This is a genomic window from Nitrosomonas ureae (assembly GCF_900108305.1).
In the GTDB taxonomy this organism is placed as follows: domain Bacteria; phylum Pseudomonadota; class Gammaproteobacteria; order Burkholderiales; family Nitrosomonadaceae; genus Nitrosomonas; species Nitrosomonas ureae_B.
The window spans coordinates 168,751-192,484 of sequence record NZ_FNUX01000001.1; the positions used below are offsets into that span (position 1 = coordinate 168,751).

General features: G+C 46.8%; 23 protein-coding genes. 8 read left to right on the forward strand and 15 right to left on the reverse strand.

What is annotated here, in order from left to right; translation table 11 throughout:
* Positions 1 to 91 precede the first annotated feature (91 nt).
* From rpe to C4S39_RS00870, 5 genes are all read left to right on the forward strand, one after another.
* Positions 92 to 769, forward strand: a complete 678-nt coding sequence (rpe, locus tag C4S39_RS00850) for a ribulose-phosphate 3-epimerase (RefSeq protein WP_103965162.1) — start codon at positions 92 to 94, stop codon at positions 767 to 769.
* A gap of 41 nt (positions 770 to 810) precedes the next feature.
* Entirely contained in the window at positions 811 to 1,536 is a 726-nt protein-coding gene (locus C4S39_RS00855; RefSeq protein ID WP_103965163.1) for a phosphoglycolate phosphatase, read from the forward strand.
* Between the two features lie 8 nt (positions 1,537 to 1,544).
* Positions 1,545 to 3,017, forward strand: a complete 1,473-nt coding sequence (trpE, locus tag C4S39_RS00860) for an anthranilate synthase component I (RefSeq protein ID WP_103965164.1) — start codon at positions 1,545 to 1,547, stop codon at positions 3,015 to 3,017.
* 126 nt (positions 3,018 to 3,143) lie between these two features.
* Complete coding sequence (locus tag C4S39_RS00865) at positions 3,144 to 3,770, forward strand: toll/interleukin-1 receptor domain-containing protein (protein WP_103965165.1); 627 nt, start codon at positions 3,144 to 3,146, stop codon at positions 3,768 to 3,770.
* A gap of 4 nt (positions 3,771 to 3,774) precedes the next feature.
* Positions 3,775 to 5,289: a tetratricopeptide repeat protein gene (locus C4S39_RS00870; protein WP_181023711.1), complete on the forward strand. Its 1,515-nt coding sequence runs from the start codon at positions 3,775 to 3,777 to the stop codon at positions 5,287 to 5,289.
* Positions 5,290 to 5,769: 480 nt separating this feature from the next.
* Here the strand turns inward: C4S39_RS00870 and istB are convergent, their stop codons facing one another.
* The 6 genes from istB to C4S39_RS00900 form a co-directional block, all read right to left on the reverse strand.
* Positions 5,770 to 6,516 carry an IS21-like element helper ATPase IstB gene (gene istB / locus C4S39_RS00875; RefSeq protein ID WP_103965167.1) on the reverse strand — a complete coding sequence of 249 codons (747 nt, stop codon included), beginning with the start codon at positions 6,514 to 6,516 and terminating at the stop codon, positions 5,770 to 5,772.
* Positions 6,517 to 6,533: 17 nt separating this feature from the next.
* Positions 6,534 to 8,072, reverse strand: a complete 1,539-nt coding sequence (istA, locus tag C4S39_RS00880) for an IS21 family transposase (RefSeq protein ID WP_103965168.1) — start codon at positions 8,070 to 8,072, stop codon at positions 6,534 to 6,536.
* A gap of 420 nt (positions 8,073 to 8,492) precedes the next feature.
* Positions 8,493 to 10,448, reverse strand: a complete 1,956-nt coding sequence (locus tag C4S39_RS00885; protein WP_103965169.1) for a nitric oxide reductase activation protein NorD — start codon at positions 10,446 to 10,448, stop codon at positions 8,493 to 8,495.
* A gap of 2 nt (positions 10,449 to 10,450) precedes the next feature.
* Positions 10,451 to 11,287, reverse strand: coding sequence for a CbbQ/NirQ/NorQ/GpvN family protein (locus C4S39_RS00890; RefSeq protein WP_103965170.1), 837 nt, complete (start codon positions 11,285 to 11,287; stop codon positions 10,451 to 10,453).
* Between the two features lie 5 nt (positions 11,288 to 11,292).
* Positions 11,293 to 12,627: a cbb3-type cytochrome c oxidase subunit I gene (locus C4S39_RS00895; protein ID WP_103965171.1), complete on the reverse strand. Its 1,335-nt coding sequence runs from the start codon at positions 12,625 to 12,627 to the stop codon at positions 11,293 to 11,295.
* 67 nt (positions 12,628 to 12,694) lie between these two features.
* Entirely contained in the window at positions 12,695 to 13,147 is a 453-nt protein-coding gene (locus C4S39_RS00900; RefSeq protein WP_103965172.1) for a c-type cytochrome, read from the reverse strand.
* Between the two features lie 401 nt (positions 13,148 to 13,548).
* On the opposite strand from C4S39_RS00900, the gene C4S39_RS00910 reads away from it, so the two are divergent.
* Positions 13,549 to 14,274, forward strand: a complete 726-nt coding sequence (locus C4S39_RS00910; protein ID WP_103965174.1) for an RNA methyltransferase — start codon at positions 13,549 to 13,551, stop codon at positions 14,272 to 14,274.
* Positions 14,275 to 14,300: 26 nt separating this feature from the next.
* Here C4S39_RS00910 and argB read toward each other — a convergent pair whose 3' ends face one another.
* The gene (gene argB, locus C4S39_RS00915) at positions 14,301 to 15,188 is read right to left on the reverse strand and encodes an acetylglutamate kinase (protein WP_103965175.1); all 888 of its coding nucleotides are present in this window, start codon (positions 15,186 to 15,188) and stop codon (positions 14,301 to 14,303) included.
* Between the two features lie 68 nt (positions 15,189 to 15,256).
* Positions 15,257 to 15,763 (reverse strand): chemotaxis protein CheW, encoded by a 507-nt coding sequence (locus C4S39_RS00920; protein WP_103965176.1) that lies wholly within the window; start codon positions 15,761 to 15,763, stop codon positions 15,257 to 15,259.
* 100 nt (positions 15,764 to 15,863) lie between these two features.
* Here C4S39_RS00920 and C4S39_RS00925 point away from each other — a divergent pair, with 100 nt between their 5' ends.
* Complete coding sequence (locus C4S39_RS00925) at positions 15,864 to 16,439, forward strand: BON domain-containing protein (protein ID WP_103965177.1); 576 nt, start codon at positions 15,864 to 15,866, stop codon at positions 16,437 to 16,439.
* A gap of 23 nt (positions 16,440 to 16,462) precedes the next feature.
* The gene (locus C4S39_RS00930) at positions 16,463 to 17,839 is read left to right on the forward strand and encodes an FAD-binding oxidoreductase (protein WP_103965178.1); all 1,377 of its coding nucleotides are present in this window, start codon (positions 16,463 to 16,465) and stop codon (positions 17,837 to 17,839) included.
* A 96-nt stretch (positions 17,840 to 17,935) separates the two neighbouring features.
* On the opposite strand, the gene cyoE is transcribed toward C4S39_RS00930, so the two are convergent.
* The 7 genes from cyoE to ctaD form a co-directional block, all read right to left on the reverse strand.
* The gene (gene cyoE, locus C4S39_RS00935) at positions 17,936 to 18,829 is read right to left on the reverse strand and encodes a heme o synthase (RefSeq protein WP_103965179.1); all 894 of its coding nucleotides are present in this window, start codon (positions 18,827 to 18,829) and stop codon (positions 17,936 to 17,938) included.
* Positions 18,830 to 18,907: 78 nt separating this feature from the next.
* Positions 18,908 to 19,390 carry an SCO family protein gene (locus tag C4S39_RS00940; protein WP_258039222.1) on the reverse strand — a complete coding sequence of 161 codons (483 nt, stop codon included), beginning with the start codon at positions 19,388 to 19,390 and terminating at the stop codon, positions 18,908 to 18,910.
* A gap of 67 nt (positions 19,391 to 19,457) precedes the next feature.
* The gene (locus C4S39_RS00945; protein WP_103965181.1) at positions 19,458 to 20,180 is read right to left on the reverse strand and encodes an SURF1 family protein; all 723 of its coding nucleotides are present in this window, start codon (positions 20,178 to 20,180) and stop codon (positions 19,458 to 19,460) included.
* Between the two features lie 192 nt (positions 20,181 to 20,372).
* Positions 20,373 to 21,230: a cytochrome c oxidase subunit 3 gene (locus C4S39_RS00950; RefSeq protein ID WP_103965182.1), complete on the reverse strand. Its 858-nt coding sequence runs from the start codon at positions 21,228 to 21,230 to the stop codon at positions 20,373 to 20,375.
* A 33-nt stretch (positions 21,231 to 21,263) separates the two neighbouring features.
* Positions 21,264 to 21,473 (reverse strand): DUF2970 domain-containing protein, encoded by a 210-nt coding sequence (locus C4S39_RS00955; RefSeq protein WP_103965183.1) that lies wholly within the window; start codon positions 21,471 to 21,473, stop codon positions 21,264 to 21,266.
* A gap of 11 nt (positions 21,474 to 21,484) precedes the next feature.
* The gene (locus C4S39_RS00960) at positions 21,485 to 22,030 is read right to left on the reverse strand and encodes a cytochrome c oxidase assembly protein (protein ID WP_103965184.1); all 546 of its coding nucleotides are present in this window, start codon (positions 22,028 to 22,030) and stop codon (positions 21,485 to 21,487) included.
* A gap of 116 nt (positions 22,031 to 22,146) precedes the next feature.
* Complete coding sequence (ctaD, locus tag C4S39_RS00965; RefSeq protein ID WP_103965185.1) at positions 22,147 to 23,727, reverse strand: cytochrome c oxidase subunit I; 1,581 nt, start codon at positions 23,725 to 23,727, stop codon at positions 22,147 to 22,149.
* Positions 23,728 to 23,734: the final 7 nt, after the last annotated feature.

Here is a 23,734-nt window from a genome sequence, read left to right on the forward strand (position 1 = left end):
AAAAAATTTACGTATAAATCCCTACCTCTTTTACGCGCAACCTGACATTTACGGTTAGAATGACGGATTTGAATATTGAGAGGTTTTTTCCATGTACCGTCTAGCACCCAGCATTCTTTCCGCTAACTTCGCCAAATTGGGTCAGGAAGTCACCGATGTGATTGATTCAGGCGCGGATATCATACATTTTGATGTAATGGACAACCATTATGTCCCCAATCTCACCATTGGCCCCTTGGTTTGCGAAGCCCTTCGCCCGGTCACCGATGCAATTATCGACGTGCATCTGATGGTGCAACCTGTGGATCGCATCATTCCTGATTTTGCCAAGGCTGGCGCCAATATCATTTCATTTCATCCGGAAGCCTCGAATCACATCGATCGCACCATCGGCTTGATTAAAGAGCAAGGCTGCAAAGCAGGGTTGGTGTTTAATCCGGCCACGCCGCTGCACTATCTGGACCATGTGCTCGACAAACTGGATCTGATTCTGATCATGTCGGTCAATCCAGGGTTTGGCGGACAGAAATTCATTCCCGAAGCGCTGAACAAACTGCGCGCCGTCAGAAAACGTATCGACGCCAGCGGCAAAGACATTCTGCTGGAAATCGACGGTGGCGTTAAAGTGGATAACATTGCCGAAATCGCTCGCGCTGGCGCCGACACTTTCGTCGCTGGTTCTGCGGTGTATCAGGCTGGCAATGATGCCGATCCGCATCGATATGACAGCATCGTCGCCGCATTCCGGGCTGAGCTGGCAAAAGCCTAACCGATCACCACTTTCAAATCTATTGTTTTTCCACTATTCCAATGAATCATAGTTCATCAAGTAACATGGCTTCAGCTCATAAAACAGCATCCCCGATAGCGATCAAGGTCATCATGATCGATCTGGACGGCACATTGCTCGACACCGCTGAAGACCTCGCTTTAGCCGCAAACCTGATGTTGAAGGATCTGGGCATGCCAGAACAATCGACAGCAACGATTCGCTCCTATATCGGCAAAGGCATACAAAAACTGGTCAAACGCACCCTAACCGGGCAGCTGGATGCAGAACCCGATGCCGCTTTGTTTGCCAAAGCATTGCCGATTTACGAGCAGCATTACGCCAATAATTTAAGCGTCAATACGCGTCCCTATGCTGGCGTTGTTGATGGCATACAGGCCATGCAGCAAGCGGGCTACAAATTGGCCTGCATCACCAACAAAGCTGAAGCATTTACCCTGCCGCTGCTGCATGCCACAGGGCTATTCAACAAATTTGAGATCGTACTGTCGGGCGATAGCTTACCCAGGAAAAAACCGGATCCCATGCCGCTCATACATATTTGCAGACATTTTGATGCGCAACCGCATGAAGCATTGCTGATCGGTGATTCACTGAATGACGCCATCGCCGCCAGAGCAGCCGGTTGCCATGTATTTTGCGTACCTTATGGTTACAACGAAGGGCGTGATGTGTATGAACTGGATTGCGATGCCATCGTCGATACCTTGCTGGATGCAACAAAATTGATTAAAAGCATCGCTTAGAATCCCCCATGACCGAGGCCGAATTCAATCTGCTCGCGCAGCAGGGATACAATCGCATTCCAATCGTTCTGGAAACTTACGCGGATCTTGATACGCCTTTATCGATTTATCTGAAACTGGCCAACCAGCCTTATTCCTATTTATTGGAATCGGTGCAAGGCGGCGAACGTTTTGGCCGGTTTTCGATCATCGGACTGCCGGCGGCAACGCGCATGGTTGTACATGAAGACACCATCACCATGATCAATCAAGGCAGATCGGAAACAGTCACGGTTAATGACACCCTAGCTTACATCGAATCCTATCTGGCACAATTCAAAGCAGCGCCCTGTCCAGCTGGAAAATCCCGTTTTTGTGGCGGCCTGGCGGGTTATTTCTCATACGATACGGTGCGCTACATCGAGCACAAACTGAAAGGCCACACCAAGCCGGATGCCCTGAATACACCAGACATTTTGCTGTTACTATCGGAAGAACTGGCCGTGGTGGACAATCTCTCCGGCAAACTCTATCTGATCGTTTATGCCAATCCAGAACAAGAAAATGCCTATCAAACCGGGCGTCAGCGGCTTAAAACCCTGCTGAAAAAATTACGTCAACCGGTAACGATTCCAAGCGAGCAAGCTGTCGCTTCCGGCACAGCAGTTGCGGAATTTCCTGAAGCCGCATTCAAAGCCGCTGTCGAACGGGCCAAACGCTATATTTTTGATGGCGATATCATGCAAGTGGTGTTATCGCAACGCACCAGCAAACCCTATACCGCATCGCCACTCGCGCTCTATCGCGCGCTGCGCAGCCTCAATCCCTCCCCTTACATGTTCTTCTATCACTTTGAGGATTTTCATGTAGTCGGCGCGTCGCCGGAAATACTCGTGCGTCTGGAAGGCGACACGGTCACCGTGCGCCCGATTGCAGGCACGCGCCCTCGCGGCAAAACCGCGCAGGAAGACGCCGCACTGGCGGCCGACCTGCTGGCCGATCCGAAAGAAATTGCCGAGCACGTCATGCTGATGGATCTGGGCCGCAATGACATCGGCCGCGTGGCGCAAACCGGAACCGTCAAAGTCACGGAAAAAATGCAAATTGAAAATTACTCCCATGTCATGCACATCGTATCCAATGTCGAGGCCAAGCTAAAGCCGGAACTGAGCGCGATTGACGTGCTGCGCGCCACCTTCCCGGCCGGCACAGTAAGCGGCGCGCCGAAAGTGCGCGCGATGGAAATCATTGACGAACTGGAAGTCTCCAAACGCGGCGTGTACGCCGGAGCGGTCGGTTACCTGGGGTTTAACGGCGATATGGACCTGGCGATTGCGATTCGCACCGGCGTGATCAAGGATGGTCAACTGCACGTGCAAGCAGGCGCGGGCATCGTGGCCGACTCCATCCCGCAAAACGAATGGATAGAAACACAGAATAAAGCCAAAGCCATTCTTCGCGCTGCGGAACTGGCCGAGAATGGGCTGGATAGTAAAATCTGATAAACTCCTCGCGAATAGATTGATGAAACAATATTTCTCAAATAACTTGATTGCAGTTATTACTTGAATCCGTATGTCAATGTATTAACAGGAGATTGATTTAACCCGCCTGCGGAGGACTTGTTCATGCTCAAGAAAAAAATATTTTTGGCGTCCTCATCCGAGTTGAAAGGAGATAGAGAGCATTTTGAAATTTTCATCAACCGTAAGAACAAGGATTGGATCGGCAAAGATATTTTTCTTGAACTTATCATCTGGGAAGATTTTCTCGACGCAGTTTCACAAACCCGGCTGCAAGATGAATATAACAAAGCGATCGAAGAATGTGACATTTTTGTTATGCTATTTGCAACCAAGGTTGGCCAATACACCGAAGAAGAGTTCGAAACAGCTTTTAAGAAATTCAAGGCTAGCAATAAACCTTTCATTTTCACCTACTTCAAAGATACTCAAATCAGCACAGAAAATGCCAGCCAAAAAGATCTGCTAAGTTTAGAGCGCTTTCAAAAGAAATTGATTGTGCTGGAGCATTTTTACACGACCTATAAAAACATTGACGAACTCAAATACAAATTCAATCAGCAGCTGGATAAGTTAGCAGCAAACGGTTTCATCGAATTCAAGCCAAATGAAATTTTCGAATCAACGCAGAACCCTACTATAGACATTAGCGATAGCAAAAATATCGTAGCTGGCAGCACGATCAGTGCGGGCGGCGATTTTATCGTTGGTGATAATGCCTCTCGGAAATAACTCCATGAACGAAATACGAATCGATAATTCTGAAGGTGTTATAGCGGGTTCCACCGTCACTGCTACAGGCGATGTGTTAGTCAATGGTCAGAAGATTACTAATATCTATTATTCCGCTCAATACGAGGAATTAAAAAACCAATTGAATGAATTGGAAGCCCGCTTCGCTACAGCTCGGCAGAGAATTGAGCAATATCCCGATGACAAAAGTTTTCAAGCAGATTTGCTGACAGTTGACCAGAAACGTAGTGAAATTCAGAGCAAAATTAATGAGTTGAAAAGCGAAGTCATTCGTCTCGCTGAGATATTTACCAGAATTTCCATCAACACTGAACGGTTAAAGTTCGTCTTGAAACATTTCGAGAATGGTGATTATACGTCAGCAAAGGCTATTCTTGATGTCGAGCAGATGAATAATGAACAAGGTATGTTGCTTCAGCAGAAAACACAACAGCAGCAACAACTCGCTGAAACTGAAAAACTTCTCATTAACAATGCTAATGAATTCTTGATTCTGGCACGCTTGACCGCAATTGCCTTTGATTTACCAGATCGATTTAATAGAACCAAAGAATACTTTAAACACTCACTCAATGCAGCGCATACTCTTGAAAACACTCGTGAGTATGCCTACTTTTTACATCAACATAATCAATTCAATGATGCTGCTCCATTTTACCAAGAAGCATTAGATTTCTGTCGAATCCTGGCTGAGACTAATCCACAGCCCTATTTTCCAGAAGTGGCTAGGTTACTGAATAATATTGGTAATTTGCAACTGGTAAAAAAAGATTTTCCAGCTGCTGAGACTGCGCTTCTGGAAGCTTTACGAATTAACAGGAGTCTGACTGGAAGCGATCCACAGACCTATCAGCCAGACTTGGCGATTACCCTCATAAATCTGGCGAATTTGAAACACGACAAAAACGATTTTCCAGCTGCGGAGGATGATTATCAGGAAGCCTTAGGGATTTATCGAAGTCTGACAGTAAACGATCCGCAGACCCATTTGCCGGATATGGCGATTACATTAAACAATCTTGCGAGTTTACAGGTTAAGAACGAAACTCCAGAAGCGGAAGCTACGTTTCAGGAAGCTATGAATATATTCACTCGCTTGGCTAAGACCAATCCAAAGGCGTATCAACCATATATAGCGGGAATACTGAACAACTTAGCGACTTTGTGTGCGGACAAAAATGATTTTCCGGCTGCAGGGATTGCATTTCAAAAAGCTTTAACGATTTACCGAGATCTGTCTAAGGACAATCCATTTACCTATTTGCCCGATGTAGCAATGACAGCAGGGAATATGAGCAGTTTCTATTTAAAGAATGTTCCCAAAAGGGCTAAATCTCTTGCTTATGCAAAGGAAGCATTAATTGCCGGATTACCGTTTGTAGAAACTATCCCAGTGGTTCAGAGTTATATAGGAAGCGTGCTAGCAGTTGCCGAGGCATGGGGAATGAATCGAAAAGTTTTTTTTGAAAAAGCAGTCAGTGCATGGCAAAAAAAGTAAAGAAAAAATGTAGGGTTGGCATCTAGCTCGGACAATAGACAGAGAGTGCTACATCTAAGCCGTTATCGGCAAAATTGCTTTCCATATCTGACTTGACGTCGCCTATACTACAGTAACAGAATCAATAAGCGAGCTTATCAGATGTAAATTACAGATAGCGGAAGAACAAGAACAGGTCGCGAATCGAGAATATTATCGATCTACATATTTTTGTTTCGTAATCTACGATTTGTGATTCTGATCTCTTCTCGCATAAATAACCCACATGAATACACCCTTTTTGCTTAATAACGTTCATATCATCCCCTGACATCTTAGTAATTTTTAAGTTAGCTGCGGCTCAAATTACAATAAATACCCGGTATTGGTGCGTATTCCACTGAAAGCTGCCACTGATTCCACGCGAAGGCTGCCACCTAAACCGGTGAAAGCTGCCACCCTATCGGAGCGAAGCGACGCAGGTTTTTTATTTTTACTTGGTTAGTCAGTTTCTGTCAATTTAGCTTGTTTCTTTCGCATAGATTCTCCTCTTAAATTGATCTTATAGGCGTTATGAACCAATCGATCCATAATGGCATCTGCCAAGGTTGCATCACCAATAATGGCGTGCCATTGATCCAAGGGTAATTGACTAGTGATAATCGTCGCGCGTGATCCATGCCGGTCTTCCAGGATTTCCAGCAAATCACGGCGCTGTTCTGCATTTAATTTTTCCAGTCCCCAATCATCCAGAATCAGGACATCGGTTTTGGCCAGACGTGCCAACAGCTTGGCATAACTGCCATCGCCTCTGGCCAAGGGCAGTTCCTGCAACAATCTTGGCAGACGCTGATACCAAGCGGTATGGCCTTCTCTGCATACTTTGTTTGCCAGGGCACAAGCGATCCAGGATTTACCAACGCCGGTTGGGCCGGTAATCAGGATATTGATGGGTTTTTTCACCCATTGGCAGTCACTCAGTTTTTGTAGCAGGGTTTTATCCAGTCCTCGACTCGCTTGATAATCAATGTCTTCCAAACAGGCTTGTTGTTTGAGTCGTGCCTGACGTAACCGGTTGGTCAGTTGGCGATTGTCACGTTCGGTGATTTCTCGATCAACCAGAAGACCTAAACGTTCTTCAAAACTGAATTGCGTTATATCGGCGCATTGCATTTGCTCTTCTAATGCATGACACATGCCATTGAATTTGAGCATTTTGAGTTTATCCAGGGTGGGATGATTTAGCATGGTTGTTTCCTTTTGATTTAATGGTAGTAGCCTGGGCCGCGAATATTGTCATGGTGCTGCAAATTCTGCGCCGGTGATTCTTGCAAAGGTTGGTTATCCAGGTTATTTTTTAAGATGGATTCAATACTTTTATAACGGTGGGTTCCAAGTATAAGTGCGCGCCGACAGGCTGCTTCCAGGCGCTCGGGATGATATGTTCTGGCTAACCGCAAAATACCCAGACAGGCACGATAACCTTGTTGGGGGTGCCGCCGTGAAGTCAGGATGGCAGTAATCACCTGAGTGGTTGCCGGACCTATTTTATCGGCCCAAAGATAAAACCGTTGTGGCGACCAGTCGCCGTATTTACGATGCGCTTCTGGCATGTGTTCATTCAAGGTGGTATGTCCGCCTTGTCGTGCTGAGCGCGGATGACTGGCTACGCGTTGAGCACGGTGAAACATCTCGATTGTCCGCTGGGTCAGCCGCGCATCCAGGGTCTGCTTGATCAGGGTATACGGGACGGAATAGTAATGACCATCCACTTCGACGTGGTAATCGATGTGTACCCGGACTTTTTTCCATTCTGCATAGACATAAGGCTGAACTGGCAAAGGATTCAACGCCGGGTAATCCAGGGTTTTAAAGAGGTGTTCGCGAGATCCGGGTAATTTCTTGAACGATCGTTGATTTAAGCGAATAAGGAGCGCCTGAATAGACTGGTTCAATTCCAATAAGGAGAAGAACGTCTGATGCCGCAGTGCGGCCAGTATCCAGCGCTCTACGATTTGCACTCCGACTTCTACTTTGGATTTATCTTTGGGGTGACGTACGCGTGCAGGCACCACGGCAACACCATAATGCGCAGCCAAATCCTGATAGGTGGGGTTAATATCCGGCTCATACCGATGTGCCTTAGTGACACCAGACAGCAAATTATCGGGCACAACAACCTCAGGTGTGCCATCTAAATAAGTAAAGGTGCGCTGATGGGAGCTGATCCAATCCGGTAAAGCTTGAGTCCAGGTGGCCTCTGCATAGGTGTAATTGGATGCACCCAGTACCGCGACAAAAATCTGAGCGTAACGAATTTCACCACTACCTGGATCGACAATGGGAACCGTTTGGCCAGCATAATCGACAAACAATTTCTCGCCGACCCGATGAGTCTGGCGCATGACCCAGTCTTGTTTTCCTAACCACAACCGATATTGGGAACAGAACCAGCTGTATTGATAGCCTTGATCATGGCGTTCCCGATATTCTTGCCAGAGCAAAAATAAAGTGACACTTTTCTTCTTCATCTCTTGATGAACTTCGGCCCAGACCGGTATGACCCGTTCCGGAACTGAACCTTTGTGCGGCTCTGGAAACAATATTTGTTCCAGTTTGGCATCATCCCATTCATCTGATAGCGGCCAGGATAATCCGGCCTGCTCGGCTCGCCGCAGGTATTCGTTAACCGTGGGACGAGCAATGCCACAGCTGTGAGCAATCTTTCTGTTACTTAGGCCGTTAGCCCATTTCAGACGCAATATTTCTTTTATCTTACGCATGGATAACCTCTTTGCTGGCATCTCAATCCTCTTCACGATGATGAAAAGAATCAGGATGCCGTGTTTAGTTATCCTACGTCGGTTTCGCTATGCCTCCCTAAAATCAGGGTGGCAGGAATCAATGGATTGGGTGGCAGCTTTCGTTTGGAATGGGTGGCAGCTTTGCCGTGGAATCAGTGGCAGCTTTGGTCTGGAATATGCAGGTATTGGAATCGATCTAATTTGATCCAAATCAATTTTCCATATCACCGCAATTGGCATGTTGCGAATCGTTGTAACACAAGGTTTGATTATCAATTGTCCATTAAAAGGTTTCATATGCGAATTTCATACTTTTTTCTAGTACTTGGCGCAGGACATGCATTAGCGTAGCGGCGCCCGCATAAGCGGCCTTTTATCAGCCAGGAAACGGCTTGGGAATAATCTGGCAGCATAAAAAAATCAACTGTTGATTAATTGCTGATAAATTACCGGCAATAGGCGGGAGAGGCGATCCGGCTTGGCTACAATTGCATAACCGCCTCTGCCGAATAGGTAGGGAAAGTAATCCTGCGCTTCATGGTCTATCGTGATTCCAAATACCGATAAACCGGTACGGCGGGCTTCAATGATGGCTTGCCGGGTATCTTCAACACCGTAACGGCCTTCGTAATAATCCAGATCATTCGGCTTGCCATCGGTCAGCAGCAGAATCAGACGGTGGCGTTCGGATCGCTGGCTCAGGAGGTGTTGAGTGTGACGCAAAGCTGCACCCATGCGGGTGTAATACCCGGGTCGCAATGCTGTGATGCGGCGTAATACCTGGGTGTTAAACGATTCGTTAAAATCTTTGATGCCGGTCACGCGCACGTAATCGCGCTTGCGTGAGGTGAACGTGTAAATGGCGAATGTATCCCGGCATGTGGCCAGCCCTGTCGCGAGCGTGATCAATGCTTCTTTCTCGATGTCGAGAATACGCCGCCCGCCAATCCAGCTGTCGGTCGACAAGGAGACATCCATTAAAATGGCGACGCTCAAATCACGCGCATGTTGCCGCACATCGAGATATATGCGATCCGAGCTGTTGCCGGTCGCAGACATGTCACACTGCGCGCGCACCAATGCATCCATATCGAGTTCAGCACCATCCAGCTGACGGCGAAGTATTTCCCGCTTTGGCCGCAGCGCCTCGAATTGACGGCGGATTTTACGCAAACGTTTTCTTGCCTGAAGACCGGGTTCCCAGTGCTCAACGCTTTCCGTGGCATGCTGAAAAATAATCCGGCATTGCCGGTCATGATACTGCCGGCGTCTGAAATCCCATTCCGGATAGGTAAGCTCGGAAATCAATAGCGCCGGATTGACGTCATCCGGAGACAAATCCAGATCAAACTTCAACCGCGTAGCGGCGCGTTGCGTATTAGGACTGAGCGTGATCTCCTCCAGCGCTTTTGCGGCATCCCTGGCGGCATCCGCATCGTCATCCTGCACGGCACGGTTGACATTAACCATTTCAGACCAGCTCATCAGCTTTTCAAAACGATTCAATAGCAGCGGATCATCGCGCATGCTCTGATCCTGCTTTTCCCGTCGGCTTTTCTTTTTGTGCTGTTTCTCATCGGCTTCTGCGCTGGTACCGATGCTATCATCCAGCGTATCCGGTCTGACATTTGCCGATTTCAGGAAGGCGTTCATCACGCCCCATAATGGCACTGGCAGAAAAGTACGATAATGCCGGGAGGCTTGCCAGCGCGAAAATTCTGGCGCGCAATGCCGGATGGCGTGCAAAAAGACACTGCCTAAATCATCTGCACAAGTTTGATTGCACAGCAACGCATGAATCACAGCCTCAACAGCCTGCTCTTGGGGCGTAAGCGCCCGCTGCGGCCGCCGGTTCCAGATGGCGGCGCCAAGACTACGGTAACTGAGCGCCAAACCGGAGTAGCGTTCACAGACATTCACGCTGGTCCAATAAGCGCGGTGCAAAAAAGCCAGATCAGCTTGCAGGGGGTCGGTATATTCAGGACGTAATGGACTACCGGAATCATGCGCCGTGGCGAAATATGCGGCGAGCCAGAAATAGTGCCGCCGGTTCAGGCTGCTATCCGGAAAGTAGCCCAGTGTGTCGGGCAGCAGCATGCGTTCCGCATTGCATTCGATGCGGGCGAGCGATTCCTGCATTAAGCCGAGCCGCTGGCGCAATGTCAGGCGATGCTGCGACGACTGCGGCGTTCCCGCGATGATGCCTATCCCCGGTGAACCACCCAGTCCGCGAAAAAATACACCGAGCGCAACGCGCACGTCCTCCAGCGATACGGCTGCTTCCGGGTAATACCGGTAACTGGCGGTGTTGCCGACCATCCGATGCCAGATACGGCCGGTCTGTTCTTCCAGCTCGGTGAATTCAAGCCATTTCATCGCTAGCCGAAAGCCGCATGAATCAGCTCCATCAACCCCTGCCTGACATCCGGATCATCGCACAAAGGCTCCACCAGAGCCGCTTCGGCTGCCTGATAGGGATCAATGCCATTCTTCAGCAGCGTGGCGCAATAAATCAGCAAGCGCGTTGACACTACTTCTTCCAGATCAACGTCCTTCAATGCGCGCAGCCGTTGCGCCAGAGCAGCCAAGGAGACGCATTGCGATTCGGGCAAGCCGCTTTCGGCGGCGATGATCTGGGCTTCGACCTCGGGTGGCGGAAAATCGAAGCTGATGGAAACAAAACGTTGGCGCGTGCTGGGCTTCAGGGATTTCAGAATATTCTGATAGCCCGGATTATAAGACGCGACCAGCATGAATGACTGCGGCGCTTGCAACAGCTCTCCGGTACGCTCCAATGGCAAAATCCTGCGGTCATCGGTCAACGGATGCAGCACCACTGTCACATCCTTGCGCGCTTCAACAACTTCATCGAGATAGCAGATGCTCCCTTCACGCACGGCGCGTGTCAGCGGACCATCCACCCACCTTGTTTCACCACCTTGCAATAAATAACGCCCGGTCAAATCCGCCGCAGTCAGGTCGTCGTGACAGGAAACCGTGTGCAACGGCCTTCCCAAACGAGCGGCCATATGCATGACAAACCGGGTTTTGCCGCAACCGGTCGGTCCTTTGATCAACAGCGGCAAACCTTCGCGGTAAACCGCTTCAAACAATGCACATTCATTGCCTAACGGGCGGTAAAATGGAATGCCTTCCGTGCCCGGCCGGCCAGGCGCAGTGCCGTGCGCCGCCTGGCCGGTTTTGTTATCGATCATCGCAGTCAGTGCGCGTGCTTTGCCGTCATGGTCTGTTCACGCACCGGCCCTAATGCCGAATAAATGAACATCAACGCGCCGATGATAAAAAATACTCCGGCGCCCAAGCGTAGCCAGTAAAACAATTCGATTTGCGATTGCACTTGCATGTACCCCATCTCCAGTACCCGTTGCAGGTGCGTCTGCAGGACACCGGCGAATATCAACGCAAATGTAATGCCGATCATGGCCGCGTTCATCAGCCAGAAACTCCATATGTTCAGCGTTTGATTGAAAGGTTGCACCTTGCGCAATGCGGGCAGTGCGTAAGTGAAAAACGCCAGATTCAGCATCACGTAGGCGCCGTAAAAAGCCAAATGCCCGTGCGCGGCGGTCAGCTGGGTTCCATGCGTATAGAAATTGATTGATGGAAAACTATGCATCAGGCCAAGTAACCCCGCGCCGATGAAAGCCATGACCGGACAACCCAGGCTCCAGAGAATGGCGGCTTTGTTGGGATGATCCCGGCCGCTTTTTTTGACCAGATAAAAAGCCCACAGCATCATGGCGAAAAACGGCACAACTTCCAGAAAAGAAAAAATGATACCGATCCAGTGCCAGTACTCCGGCGCTCCGATCCAATAATAGTGATGACCGGTGCCCAGCAAGCCGCTGAATAAAGAAAATCCTACGATGACATACAGCCATTTCTCGATGACTTCACGATCGACACCGGTCAGTTTAATCAGCAGGAACGCCAGCATGGCCGCCATAATGAGCTCCCATACGCCTTCCACCCATACATGCACCACCCACCACCAGTACAATTTATCGACAGCGAGATTATCGGGATTATAAAACGCAAACATGAAGAAAATGGCCGCGCCCCATAAACCCAGCAACAACACAATAGACACTACCGTTTTGCGGCCTTTGAGCACGGTCATGGTGACATTGTAAATAAATATCAGAAAGGCAACGGCCATCAAGATCTTGACCCAGAAAGGCTGCTCCAGAAATTCCCGCCCTTCGTGTACGCCCGAAAGATAACTACCGACGGCAGCCAGCGCGGCGAAAACAAAAATACCCAGTTGCAGCCAGGCCAGTTTAGGACTATGAATCTCGCGCTCACTTTCTTCCGGAATCAAAAAATAACTGGCACCAAAATAGCCGAGCAGCAACCAAACCAACAGTGCATTGGTATGAATCATGCGGATGATATGAAAAGGCACCGATTCAGACAGGAAGTTAGGAAACACGTAGACGGTACCCGCCAGGAGGCCAGCCAAAATCTGAATCAGAAATAAAGCAAGTGCAGCGATAAAGTAGGGAAAAGCAAGTGCCTGCGTATGATATTTCATTGCCGTGCCTCCATTGAAACGTCTTGATCAATAAATTCGCCAGAAACTTGTCCGAAAAATTGGACGACTAGCCAGAAATTCCGGGAGGCCAGCCAAGCGTATTGATGCGACTGGTCCATTCAAGAAAATCCACGAGGTCGTCGAGTTCCTGTTCCGATAAGTTGAACTGAGGCATTTGCCGCCGGCCTTCCACGCCGGTCGGTTGAGCGCGCATCCAGGCTTTTAGTCCGGCGCGCGCGCCTTCCGGGCTTTGGTTGCCGCCGTAGCGAATCCAGACATTGCCCAGTTCCGGCGCAAAATATGCACCCTCACCAAGCAGCGAATGACAATTGATGCAGGAATGACGTTCCCAAACATGTTTGCCACGCACTACGGATTCCGTCAGCGTGGATTCATCGGTCGCCACATTCACCATGTAAAAATGCGTGTGAATGGTTAACGCCGCGAAAACAACCAGAAAGAAAATCGAACCGCCATAAAAAATGTTACGCGCGGCTGACTTGGTGAGATACTCGGCCATGTGCGATGCCCTCCTTGATTGATATTTTCAAAACTCTTTTATCGGTCAGATATTTTGCCCATAATTATCAAATGGATATATCGCTTTTCTCGAAACCTGATTCAATTCTAGCTTAAATAACAGAAGATGGAAAGGCGCGCCTGGCGGGATAAGGTTAATAAAAGAGTTTTTCGATGGCGCACCGATACCGATATCCATCTGCTGCATGATCCATGCATAACCAAAGAAAACATACATGGAGAGTATTATCGATAGCTTGTTGCAAATATTTTTTGTCTTCTAATCCGCTGATTCGTGATTTTGATCTCTTTTGTGCATTACCTCATCGCTTGGCCTGGTTCTGTTAGAATCAAGCCAATTAAAGCATTAATCCTTCCGTTCCTCTGAAATAAATCATCCACATGAGCACATCCTTTCCGTTTGATAACATTCGCATCATCCTCAGTCACACCAGTCATCCCGGCAATATCGGCGCGACGGCACGGGCGATGAAAACAATGGGGTTGAGTTCGCTTTATTTGCTTAATCCCAAGACTTTCCCGGATAAGGAAGCGGATGCGCGGGCTGTCAGTGCGCGTGATATCCTGGAGAAAATAAAGATCTGCACTACGTTGGATGAAGCGCTGGAAAACACCGTGTTGACCGCTGCGATGACGGCGCGGCCGCGCGATCTTTCGCATGATGTTTTCAATGCGCGGCAAGGTGCGCGGGAATTATTGCGCTATGCGCGGCAACATCCCGTTGCTCTGCTGTTTGGCACGGAAACTTCCGGCCTGACGACAGCGGAAGTGAGTAAATGCCAGATGATCATCCATATTCCCGCCAATTCCGGATTTACTTCGCTGAACCTGGCGAGCGCCGTGCAGGTAATGGCATATGAGTTACACATGGCGCTGATCGAAAATGAAGAACCCGCAGCCCCGGTTGGGTCACCGGCCAGTTTTAATGATCTTGAATTACTCTATGCGCATCTTGAGCAAGCGATGATTGCGAGTGGTTTCCTCGATCCGCAAAAACCCAGACTGTTGATGCAGCGCATCCGTCGCTTGTTTGGCCGCGCGCGGCTGGAGAAAGAGGAAGTGCAGATTCTGCGGGGTATTTTGACGGCTTTGGGGAAGCGCTGGTAGATGCTGCAAAATTATTCAGCGTTTCCTTAGTTTTCCTTAATCAACGTCCCCACCCCTTGATCGGTCAGAATTTCCAGCAACAACGCATGCTCCACGCGCCCGTCAATAATATGGCAGGATTTCACGCCTTTTTTGACCGCATCCAGCGCCGAGCCGATTTTGGGCAGCATGCCGCCGGAAATGGTGCCGTCGGCGAATAACTCATCAACCCGCTGCGCCGTCAGGCCTGTCAGCAGATTGCCATCCTTATCCAGTACGCCGGGGATATTGGACAACAGAATCAGTTTTTCCGCTCTGAGAATTTCCGCCAATTTACCCGCCACCAGGTCGGCGTTAATGTTATACGATTCGCCTTCGGGACCCACGCCAATCGGTGCAATGACGGGAATAAAATCCTGCGTATCAAGCAACGCGATGAGCGCCGGATCGATTGATTCGATTTCGCCGACCTGGCCGATATTGATCCATTTTCCTGCGGTTTCGCGATCGGCCATGAGCATTTTCCTGGCGCGGATAAAAGCGCCGTCCTTGCCCGTCAAACCAACCGCTTTGCCACCATGACGATTGATCAGATTGACGATGTTTTTGTTGATCGAACCACCTAGCACCATTTCAACCACATCCATGGTTTCGGCATCGGTTACGCGCATACCCTGGATGAATTCGCCTTGCTTGCCGACACGTTTGAGCATGCTGTCAATCTGCGGACCGCCGCCATGCACGATCACCGGATTCATGCCCACCAGCTTCAACAGCACGACGTCCCGCGCAAACCCCTGCTTGAGATTCTCCTCCACCATCGCATTGCCACCGTATTTGATCACAATGGTTTTGCCATGAAATCGCTGGATATACGGCAAGGCTTCAGCCAGAATTCTGGCTTTATTTTTTGCTGTTGACTGGGAAATCGACATGATTCTCTTAATCTCTATTCAGATAATGTTAAATAAAAACGTGTTGACCTGCCGGATCAAACAAAGAATCATCCACGAGCGATCTGCAAGAATTTTTCCTCGCGGATCAGTGCAAACAAACTCAGCTCCTGCCATAAACGACCCCCTGTATCCTGGTACGGCTTGATATCGCTTTGGGATGATTTTTTCCTGACCGTTTTAATCGGGGTGAATTCAGACAAGCTTCTGATTCCCAACATGCTGTTCACGATGAATCCGCCATATAGTTTATCAGCGGGTGATGCTAATAATATTCTTGATTTTTGATTGAACGGATTGGAATCTTTTCCCAGATAAGCACCTAAATCCGTAATTCCATAGAGATTGCCACGCACATTAGCCAAACCCAGAAACCAGGGCTGCGTCAACGGGACATGAGTTAATCTGGGAATCGTTATGACTTCGCTAACCTCGGCCATAGGTACCAGATAGCGATCCTCGCCCACAGCGACACCAAGCACCGCTGATAAGGCTTGGCTATCTTCCGTGCTCGCTCTCTTTTGATTGATCGTCCGCTGCGGTTTTTTTGCACTCATGCTCTCTGTTAGATCACGCTTTGGCTAATGGATTATTCGTTATCCGGTTATTTTACTGTATTATCAGGCCTGAAATTTTGAATTCTGTGGAGTTAATCAAATGAAATATCTTAATTGGCACTGGTTGTCTCTTTTACTTTGTTTTCCTTTATTGACTGGCTGCCCTATGTATTCAGTGAGCACGGCTTCAGGATCGAATTCTTATATTTCAGAAGATCGCAGAACCAGCGGTATTTTTATTGAGGATGAAGGCATTGAACTCAAAACTTCGCGACGCATCCATCAACAATTCGGCAACAGCGTCCATATCAATGTGACCAGCTATAACCGTATTGTGCTATTAACCGGGGAAGCGCCTACAGAAACCGTCAAGACAGATATTGAAAGACTGGTCATGGGCGTCGATAATGTACGCCGGATCCACAACGAAATCGCCATCGCAGCTAACACTGCATTGTCATCCCGCAGCAGTGACACACTGCTGACCTCTAAAGTAAAAGCGCGTTTCCTGGCCGAACGTAAGTTCCAGATCAATCACGTCAAAATCGTTACTGAAAATGGTGTCGTATATTTGCTGGGAATGGTAACACGAGAAGAAGGCGATAATGCAGCTCAGATTGCCAGTCTTACTTCAGGCGTGCGCAAGGTCGTTAAGGCATTCGAATATCTTAATTAATTCTTTCAAGTTAATTTTTTCCCATGCTGCCGGCTAATTTGTTCACCGAACTGCAGCGCACATTCCCGCCCGATCGTTTTTATACTGATCCGGTGGATTGTTACTCGTATGCTTATGACAACAGCCGCAAGATCTTTCCCCCGGATGCTGTACTGTTCCCTTTAACCACGGAAGAAGTGCATCAGATCGTCTCATTGTGCAATCAATATCATGTTCCACTGATTCCCCGTGGCCGAGGTACTGGCACAGCAGGCGGCAGCTTGCCTGAATTTGGTGGTATCGCCTTGTCGATGGAACGCATGCTGAACATCATTTCGATCGATCCCGCCAATCGGATCATCGTGGCTGAACCCGGCGTGCTAAATCAAACGGTGCAGGATGCCGCCAGACCTCATGGTTTTTTCTGGCCACCGGATCCTTCAAGCGCTCAATTTTCGAGTATTGGCGGCAATATTGCCACGAGCGCAGGCGGGCCGCATGCGGTTAAATACGGCACCACACGAGAGCATGTTTTGGGCTTGAAAGCCGTGACCGGCATGGGAAATTTGATCACTACCGGATGTTATACTACCAAAGGCGTGGTCGGTTATGATCTGACCCGGCTTTTAATTGGTTCCGAAGGAACGCTGGCTGTTATTACCGAAGCTACTTTAAAGCTCTCCGCACTGCCCAGCACTGTTGTTGGCATTACAGCGCATTTTAATGATCTCTCAAGTTGCACCCAAGCCATCGTTAATATTATGGCGTTACCGCAACTGCCAAGCGCACTGGAATTTCTTGATGCCGGGTCGCTCAATCTCATTCGCGGACGCTATCCGGATATGCTGCCGATGCATACCCATGCGATGCTGATGATTGAGGTCGATGGCTCTGACCAGGACATTTCCACTTCAATTACCGCCATCCTGGAAGCATGCCGTAGCGATGGATTGATTAGCGCTCAGCAGGCTCATGATACGGCAGCACTGTGGCAGGCACGCAAAGCCTTATCACCCTTACTGAAAGAAATTGCACCGAAAAAAATCAATGAAGATGTCGTGGTACCGGTAAGCACCTTACCGCAATTTTTGGCGGGCTTGAAAAGGCTTAGCGATCACTATCAATTACATAATGTCAATTTTGGCCATGCAGGTAATGGCAATATTCACGTCAATCTGTTAATCAACCCTGACAATGCGGAAGAAGTATCTCGCGCTGAACGCTGTCTGGACGAGATATTTGATTTGGTGATCAAGCTGCGCGGCACATTATCGGGCGAGCACGGTATCGGCAGCGAGAAGCGCGCTTTTGTGACAAAAGAAATTGATCGTGTAACGCTTGATCTAATGAGAAATATTAAGCAGGTATTCGACCCAAACAACATCTTGAATCCGGGAAAAATATTTCCCGCCGGGTCTTAAATTAAATTCTATTTTTCTACGTTTGCAATACTTACCGATTGCTTGTGTAATCGAGGTATTGCAAACGTAGAATAAGCTTCTTCTTATAATACTGATCTAGAAAAAGAAATAGTGATCTACCAATAACGCAACAAACAGCAGCGCTAGATAAAGGATCGAATAACGAAATGCTTCTCGTGCCAATTTATCACTATAGTTACGATAAATTTCTATCGCGTAATACATGAAAACACCGTTTAACAAAATAGAGCTGACCAAGTAGATCAGACCGCTCATCTGCGTGATATAAGGCAAGGTAGTTACCAAACACAAGATAATTGTATACAGCACTACATGTAATTTCGTGAATTGATCGCCATGGGTTACCGGCAACATAGGCATGCCAATTGAGGCATATTCTTTTTTTCTGTAGAGTGCAAGCGCCCAAAAATGCGGTGGTGTCCAAGCAAAAATAATTAGAAACAACAGCAGTGCATCGCTGGAAATCTCTCCGGTTACTGCTGTCCATCCTAATACTGGCGGCATAGCTCCCGATGCGCCGCCAATAACAATATTCTGTGGCGTTAATGGTTTCAGGATTACAGTATAAATAATGGCATATCCCACAAATGTTCCCAATGTTAACCACATCGTGAGCTCATTAATCCAGTAATACAGAATAAAAAGCCCTGTTCCACCAACAAGTAACAAAAAGAACAAAGTTTCGGGAACGCTTACCTTACCTTGTGGCAATGGCCTGCCTTTAGTACGCGCCATTACCGCGTCCATTTTCTGCTCTACAAGGCAATTCAAGGCAGCAGCAGCCCCCGCCACTAACGCTATGCCTAAGGTAGCCAATAACAAGATATCGATAGGTACAGCGCCCGGAACAGCCAGAAACATCCCGATTACCGCCGTAAAAACAATCAACGATACTACGCGTGGCTTTGTCAATCGATAAAATTGATTAATTCGCGAAGCTGTTTCATGCCAAACCATACTAGTGGCCATGTCATAATCTCCTATGTTTATTCTCAAATGTTCTTTGTTGTTGCATCGCATCATGCTGTCGCACGAAGCGCTAAATACTTAATGTTCTATTTGTGAAACGTGCAACAATCGCTTCAAATCGTGCCCCATTTTGGTGCCATCAACTTTTTCAGGAAAACGCATCATTAAATTTCCCATCGGATCAATTAAATAAATATGCTTTGTTTGTGTTTCCTGAGTTTCGATATATCCGAGTATTTCGCTAACTTTTGCACTGACAAAATAAGTGCCTTCATATTGCTCTTTTAATTCATCATCAGGTTTAACATCGTCATTGATTAACCAAAGCCGTTCAATTCGATGGCTTTGCTTTCCTTGCACCAAACGTACTTGGCGCATGAAATAAAGCTTTTCTTTACACGCCTCATCACAGTAGCCTGAATCCACTGTTACCAGTACCCACTTGCCGTGCAGATCTTTCATACGAAGTATCGTATTATCGTTTTGATTCGTACCCGTCCCGACAACCTTGACGATAGGTATCAAATCACCATAGTGAGTACTCTCCGGTCTGTACTCCATAAAATACAAGGCATAAGAAACCACTACGGGAGCGCACATTAAGACCAGCAATAATAGGAACTTACGTCTATTTGACTTCTGAATTTGTACGTTTGACATTCAAAACTATGAAAATAATAAATGTTGTAATTGCTAGTGCAAACCATTGCACCGCATAGCCAATATTTTTCGATGCGCCGGATTCGGGCTTTTCCCATGCCCGCACCAAGCCGTCTTCAATTATATCTTTTTGCAAAACCATGATAGGTTGCATTTTCAAACCTGTAATTTCCTGATACTTATCCAGACTAAATGTAGTCCATACTGGACCTTGTACTATGGTGTTTGAAATTTCAAATGTTCTTATTTCTGGAGATATCACCGTACCAGTAATTATGACTTCCCCTGAATCAGTTGTAATCAAAGGCAATACCGATCTATCATTTCCAGTTGCCACCCAACCTCTATTAATCACCACATGCAGCGGGCTATTCGCAATTTTCAATGGGGTCATCACATGATATCCAGCACGCCCTTGATAGGTCTTATTATCTAGAAAGATCGTATGTTCAATAAGATATTCACCTCGCATTTCAACATCACGATATTGATAGTCCGTTAATTTAACCAGACTGCCTGGTAATGTAACCGCGGGTTGCTTTGAGTACTTCTCTAGTTGCTCATGTTGCGTATTTCTCTCATCCGCTCGAGACAGCTGCCACCTACCCAATGCGACAAAAATTATTACAAACAAAATAGTCAGAACAATTGACCAAAGTCTTGGTTTAAAGCGATACCCCATTTCGATCATTTTTCTGCTTGAGTCTGAGGGAGTGAATTAATTTTTTTAATCATGCTACCGTAACTAATTCAGCTTAAATAACAAATTAATTCACATAGACTCTGAACTAATTCTAGTTTCATGAAACTTGAACACAGAGAACTAAATTACTGCTCAAGCTTCATGAAATCCGGAATCTTGACTCCGCATGTATTAAGCTATTTACATCAAATAAACGAATATAAACAGACCCAACCATACCACGTCAACAAAGTGCCAATACCAAGCCACGCCCTCGAATCCAAAATGATGTTCTGGGGTGAAGTGTCCTGCTGCGCTACGGAAGTAAATCACAATCAACATAATCGTGCCGATTGTTACATGAAATCCATGAAAACCCGTCAGCATGAAAAATGTTGAGCCGTATGCACCCGTTGTCATTTTCAGATTCAAATCGTTATAAGCGTGCACATACTCGTAAGCCTGACAACCAATAAACAACGCGCCTAGAGCTATCGTAGCCAACAACCACAATTTCAAACCATCACGTCTGTTTTCCTTTAATCTCCAGTGCGCTATTGTGACTGTAACACCGGAAGTCAATAGCAACAATGTATTAAAAGCCGGCAGTCCCCATGCGCCCATCGGAGTAAATGCTTCATGAACCCCAGGACCAGCGGTTGGCCAAGTACCATCGTACGATGACCAAAACTCATTCCCTAGCACGGTGCTCTCATCTATCAACCATGGTATGGATAAATTGCGCATGTAGAATAATGCTCCAAAGAACGCACAGAAAAACATCACTTCGGTAAAAATAAACCAGCCCATACCCCAGCGAAATGACAAATCCACTTGTTCTCCATACTTGCCACTTTCACTTTCTCTGGCAACAGTTCCAAACCATCCAAACAACATGTATATCAGAATAGCGAAACCGATCCCTAATAACCCATAGCCAAGCTCTATTTTATTCATAGTCAGTGCAGCGCCTGATCCCATGAACAATACTGCCGTTGATCCAATAATTGGATACATCGACGGAGCTGGGACGTAATAATGTCCAGATTCTTGACTCATTCTTCTCTCCTTCTACTTATGATTTTTCGATATCTAACTAACCACTAACCTAACCACTAACATAATGCTAAGTACAAAAATAATTGCTCCGACAATCCCACCAATAATTACTTGCGCAGGTGTTAATGTTGCCGCATCATGTTCGAGATCGCTTTTTTTCCGAACTCCCATAAAAGCGAACATTACTGCTTTAGCAATTTGCCAAATACGTGCACCAGATTGTTTTTCAGTAATCTTATTCACCTTTCGATTTCCTATTTTTTGACCGGGCTTGCGCCAGCAGGCAACTCAAAAAATGTATATGAAATCGTCACAGTATTTATTTCTGCTGGCAATTCTGAATCAATCACGAACTGAACAGGCATTTGCAGAGTTTCATTTGGCTTTAGCACTTGTTTTGTAAAACAAAAACATTCAAATTTCTTTAAATGCTTATCCAGAAAACGGGGGCTGTAACTGGGGATTGCTTGCCCAGTTACTTCCCGATCTGAATTGTTTGTAATCTCATACATCACATTAATCGGCTCACCTGGGTGTATGCGAGCACTGGTTTGCAACGGCTTAAATTGCCAAGGTAATCCTCTTACATTGGCATCAAACTCAATTGCTATCCAGCGATCTTCATCCACCCGGTTATCTTTAGCCAGTACATCCGGCTGTAACAAATTATTAATCCCGGTCACTTCGCAGAACTTTTCATAAAATGGCACTAAAGCATAGCCAAATACAAACATTATCAATGTGAAAATCAACAACTTTTTCATCATTAAGATATTCGATTTTGAATTAGCTTCTACCATACTTTTAATATAACCGTTATATAAATTGCTACAACCGTAGCGAACAGAATAATTGCCGTTACAAGTTTCTTACGCTTTTTATCCGTTTCTTGTGACATATGTTTTCTATTATCGCTTTACTTAACAATCGGTGGTTTCTCAAAACTATGGTACGGAGCTGGACATGGTAAATGTGTCCATTCCAAAGTTGTTGCACCATCCCAAGGTTTCTCTGGTGATTTTTCTCCACTACGAATGCAACTAATCACAATGTATAGGAAAAGCAATTGTGTCAATCCAAACCCAAATGCACCTATGCTAGATACCATATTAAAATCAGCGAATTGCAGATTATAATCCGGGATTCTTCGTGGCATACCGGCCAAGCCCAAGAAATGCTGCACAAAGAATGTCAAGTTAAAGAAGAACATTGACAACCAGAAATGCCATTTACCTAGCGTTTCGTTGTACATATTACCGGTCCATTTTGGCAACCAGTAATATACGCCTGCAAACAATGAGAACAATGCTCCCGATACCAATACATAATGAAAATGAGCTATTACGTAGTAGGTATCTTGAACCTGTATGTCAATTGGCACAATGGCGCAAATTACGCCGCTAAATCCACCAATCACAAACAAGAAAATAAAACCAATCGCAAATAACATCGGTGTTTCAAACGTCATCGAACCACGCCACATCGTAGCTGTCCAGTTAAATACTTTAACGCCTGTTGGCACAGCAATCAGCATCGTTGCATACATGAAGAATAACTGTCCTACTGTTGGCATACCTGCAGTAAACATGTGATGCGCCCATACGACACAAGACAAAATTGCGATTGATGCCGTTGCATAAACCATTGAAGAATAACCAAACAGTGGTTTACGCGCAAAAGTTGGAATAATTTCCGATACGATACCGAATGCGGGCAAAATCATGATGTAAACTTCTGGATGACCAAAGAACCAAAAGATATGCTGGAACATTACAGGATCGCCACCACCGGCTGCATTAAAGAAGCTGGTACCAAAATGACGATCTGTCAACAACATGGTTACCACACCAGCCAAAACAGGCATAACCAGAACCAGCAAATAAGCTGTAATCAACCATGTCCACACAAACATTGGCATTTTCATCAATGTCATGCCAGGTGCACGCATATTCAAAATGGTTGTAATGATATTGATCGATCCCATGATTGAGGAAGCGCCCAAGATATGAACCGCAAAAATCATCAAATCAACGCCCAATCCACCTTGCGTCGAAAGCGGAGGATAAAATGTCCAGCCACCTGCTGCGGCACCACCCGGCACGAAGAAAGAACTCACAAGCAAAGTTCCCGCTACTGGCAATAACCAAAAACTCCAGTTATTCATCCGCGCAAATGCCATGTCGGGGGCTCCGATCATCAACGGCACCTGCCAGTTAGCGAAACCCACAAAAGCCGGCATGATGGCACCAAATACCATTATCAAACCGTGCAAGGTTGTAAATTGATTAAATAACTCTGGTTGCAGAATCTGAATACCCGGTTGATATAACTCTGCACGAATCCCCATTGCCAGAAATCCACCAATCAGGAACATCGTAAAACTAAACCACAAATACATTGTACCAATGTCTTTATGATTGGTAGTTGTAACCCAACGCATTATTCCACTGGGATGATGATCATCATGTCCGTGTGCGTCACCATGTACTGCTGCCATAATTATC